Here is a 3204-nt window from a genome sequence, read left to right on the forward strand (position 1 = left end):
TGAGCAAATTTCCATTGCGTAATCCGTAGCTCTGCAATAGGACGGTTAGGATACAAATCATCCGTTAACCTTGCCCAGATAAACCGGGGCACTACCTGTCGCAGGAGGCCATTCACAGGCATAGGTGCAAACGCAGCTCCCCAGACAACACCGATGCCAGCGACCAAAATGGCTAGAACCCAGTACCAGCCCCAGTAAAGCGCGTAGGCAAGGCAGGTTAGGGCTGCAATTCCCCAGGCATTGCGAGAATGGGTGAAGACAATGCAGGTGAGTATTGTCATCACGAGAAGAGGTAGGGCGTAACGGGCAAATGCTGGTAACGGAGAAACAGCCAATAACCGTTGGGCGATCGGCAATCGATGGGAAATAAGCGGTGCAAAGTCTTGGGGATCGCTGACTGGAGGCGCTGCCTGCTCTACGGATGCTTGTCGATTAAAGGTCGAAGGTTGCTGCTGATTGCTAAGCATTGGCTCTAACCAGAGGGCGATCGCCAACGGTAACACCATCACTAAGTAGCCTGCCATACTGTTGGCATACATAAACACCGAAGCCATGCGCCCTGGTGGATTGCCACCAAGAGCTAGCGCCCAACCAAGAATTCCTTCCCAAGGCTGGGGTGGCCCTTGCCATTGCCAAAAGTATTGACCAACCCCCAAAATTACAACAATACTGGCAGGAATTAGACTGAGACGGGCTAGGTGGCGCAGTTGGTCAATTGTCTGCACAACGAAACTGACAGTTATAAATAGTAGGAAAAAAGGCAGGATGTTGAAGGTTCCCAGTAAGGCTACATAGGGATCCGCAGCAATGACAACCGTACCAGCAATCCAAATAGCTAGAATGCAGAAGGTGCGATTGAGCCAAGACCGATGGAGTTGATCGCTCTTGCGCCAAACACATAGAGCCATTGCCCAAATCATCAGTGCCCCAAAGGCAACCCCATGCACGGGTGCTAGCAGCCACCCAAGTTGTATGAGCCTCCATAGCCCTTGCAGGCTAGGATCAGGATGCTCAGTGACAATCTGTGAGAACCATCCCCGTTTCAAGGCTGTTATCCTCGACTGGCTAGCAGGGCTTTAGCTTGTTGCCACAGGTCATCTAACTCTGCACCACTGTAATCTGCGATCGGTCGGGTCGCTAACTGTTCCACCTGCATTAGGCGCTGAATAAACCGCTGTTGAGTGCCTTGTAAGGCTTCACTCGGATCCAGAGCATACCAGCGGGCAAGTTGCACTACGGCAAACAACACATCACCTAACTCCGATTGCTGACTAGCCTTGTCACCATGGGAGACTGCCTCTTGAAACTCCGCTAATTCCTCATGCACCTTAGCCCACACACCCTCAACGCTATCCCACTCAAAACCAGCGGCGGCAGCCTTCTGAGACATTTTCATGGTTGCCATCAGGGGCGGTAAAGTGCGGTGATAACGGCTCAATTTTTCTGTAAGTGGCACAAGCTTATTGGGATCCTGACCTTTTTCTCTGGCTTTAATGTGTTCCCAGTTTTGTCGTACTTGCTCCACGCTATCTACTGTTACGTCGGCAAATACGTGAGGATGTCGCCGCACTAGCTTGTCTGCGATGCCGTCAGCCACTTCCGCTAGTGTAAACTGCTGTGTTTCTGAAGCAATTTGAGCGTGCAGTACCACTTGTAGTAACAAATCTCCTAGTTCTTCGGCGATCGCAGCTTGATCCCCACTACGGATAGCATCTGCTACTTCATAAGCCTCTTCAATGACGTAGGGAATTAGGGTTTGATGGGTTTGTGCTAAATCCCAGGGACAACCATGCTCAGGGTCGCGTAACTGAGCAACCACTGTAATCAGACGTTGTAGCGCTGATAGAATCGATGGAGCTACTTGAGCAGCAGCAAATGGCATGGAAGTTGTCATAGGCTAAAGCTGAAAGCCTGGGTAATATGAGCAATTGTGAACCAGTTTAAACCGTAGCTGGAAGTTCCCCAAGTAAGCTAGTTGATTTTTAGCAACTAATCAGCTAAACCCGTGTTATGCCTGGCAATAAGCTGTATCGATCGTGTTAGTGACCATGACCCACGACATCACCCAATGGCTAGAAGAGATTAAACATCTAAAGCAAAAGCTAGCAGAGGCTTACCAACAGCGGGACGATGCCTATGCTAGTGTAGCGAATTGGCGAAAACTTTACGAGACAGAAGCTCAACAGCGGCGATCGGACGTGATGGCAGCTCAAGCTCAAATTGAGCAATTGCGAGCTACTATCGAGCAACTCCAGAAAAAGCCAACTATCTCACCGGATGATGCCACCCAAGCCATTTTGCAACAGGAGCTAGCTGGGCTGAAAACCCCTGAACAACTGCGCCAAAAGCTGCTGGAACTGATGATGGAGCGCGATCGTCTAACAACTGCGCTAGAAACTGAACAAGCAAACCATGCCTATACCCGCCGCACCCTAACAACTGCTCTGGGTGATACCGTTGCGCTTCTACATCAAGAACGGGGCAATCGAGTTAGTAATCTCCACGATAACCCCATGAGTTGAGCAACCAGACTTGTATGATGTGGGTAATTATCAATAAATCGATAACAGGACAGACTGGTGATTGTTGAAGGTATTGGTATTGGTGTTGGGGCAATCGGTTTGCTTGTAGGATTTGGCATTGCTGCCGCTGAGTGGCAGTATCGCCATCGTCAGGGCAATCAGTTAGCCTTGTTACCCGGTGAGTGGCATCTGGAAACCTTTGAACCCCAGCGATATGTGCTGGTTGGGGAGATGGAATTCCAAAACCTGACACGCAAGCTGGAGATTATGGTGCCGGAGGTAACAGCAGCGGTAACCCTACTCTCTAGCGCCAGCCTGGAGGGAATTCGCCATCATATCCGACTTATCCCTAACCACCCAGATGCTGCTGCTCGTGCCGATGACTATTGGTTTGCTTACATTGTCAAGGCAGGCAAAAAGACACAACTCCGGGTACAGGTCGATATCCAGGGAGATGATTTAAGTGATCTCCAATCTGCATGGATTCAAGTTCACTACGTTACCTACGGCCCTGAAGGTCGGATTCCCCGCACTCAGCATGTGATTGTGCCGCTACAATTCCCAACTGTGGATCCAAGTTCTCCCCGCTGGCGACCCGGGCGAACTCGTCTAACTGACAGGAATCCCACCGGCGCCACCGAACCGCCTCCTTCAGGCTCAGTTCGGGGGAGTCAATGACGTT

4 protein-coding genes are annotated in these 3204 nt (G+C 50.6%); 2 read left to right on the plus strand and 2 right to left on the minus strand.

Annotated features, from left to right (window positions below; translation table 11 throughout):
• Together NZ772_16210 and mazG are read right to left on the minus strand one after the other, a co-directional pair.
• Positions 1-1046, minus strand: a 1046-nt coding sequence (locus NZ772_16210; GenBank protein MCS6815098.1) for a polymerase, incomplete at its 3' end; no start/stop codon positions are given.
• 5 nt (positions 1047-1051) lie between these two features.
• Complete coding sequence (mazG, locus tag NZ772_16215) at positions 1052-1894, minus strand: nucleoside triphosphate pyrophosphohydrolase (GenBank protein MCS6815099.1); 843 nt, start codon at positions 1892-1894, stop codon at positions 1052-1054.
• 154 nt (positions 1895-2048) lie between these two features.
• On the opposite strand from mazG, the gene NZ772_16220 reads away from it, so the two are divergent.
• Both NZ772_16220 and NZ772_16225 read left to right on the plus strand, forming a co-directional pair.
• Positions 2049-2522 (plus strand): hypothetical protein, encoded by a 474-nt coding sequence (locus NZ772_16220; protein ID MCS6815100.1) that lies wholly within the window; start codon positions 2049-2051, stop codon positions 2520-2522.
• 57 nt (positions 2523-2579) lie between these two features.
• Positions 2580-3200: a hypothetical protein gene (locus tag NZ772_16225; GenBank protein ID MCS6815101.1), complete on the plus strand. Its 621-nt coding sequence runs from the start codon at positions 2580-2582 to the stop codon at positions 3198-3200.
• Positions 3201-3204 lie beyond the last annotated feature (4 nt).

It is taken from the genome of Cyanobacteriota bacterium (genome assembly GCA_025054735.1).
Taxonomy (GTDB): Bacteria; Cyanobacteriota; Cyanobacteriia; order SKYG9; family SKYG9; genus SKYG9.

Coding starts and splice junctions, on each gene's coding strand:
- NZ772_16220 (MCS6815100.1), top strand. CDS start 2,049: ATGACCCACGACATCACCCAATGGCTAGAAGAGATTAAACATCTAAAG.
- mazG (MCS6815099.1), bottom strand. CDS start 1,894: ATGACAACTTCCATGCCATTTGCTGCTGCTCAAGTAGCTCCATCGATT.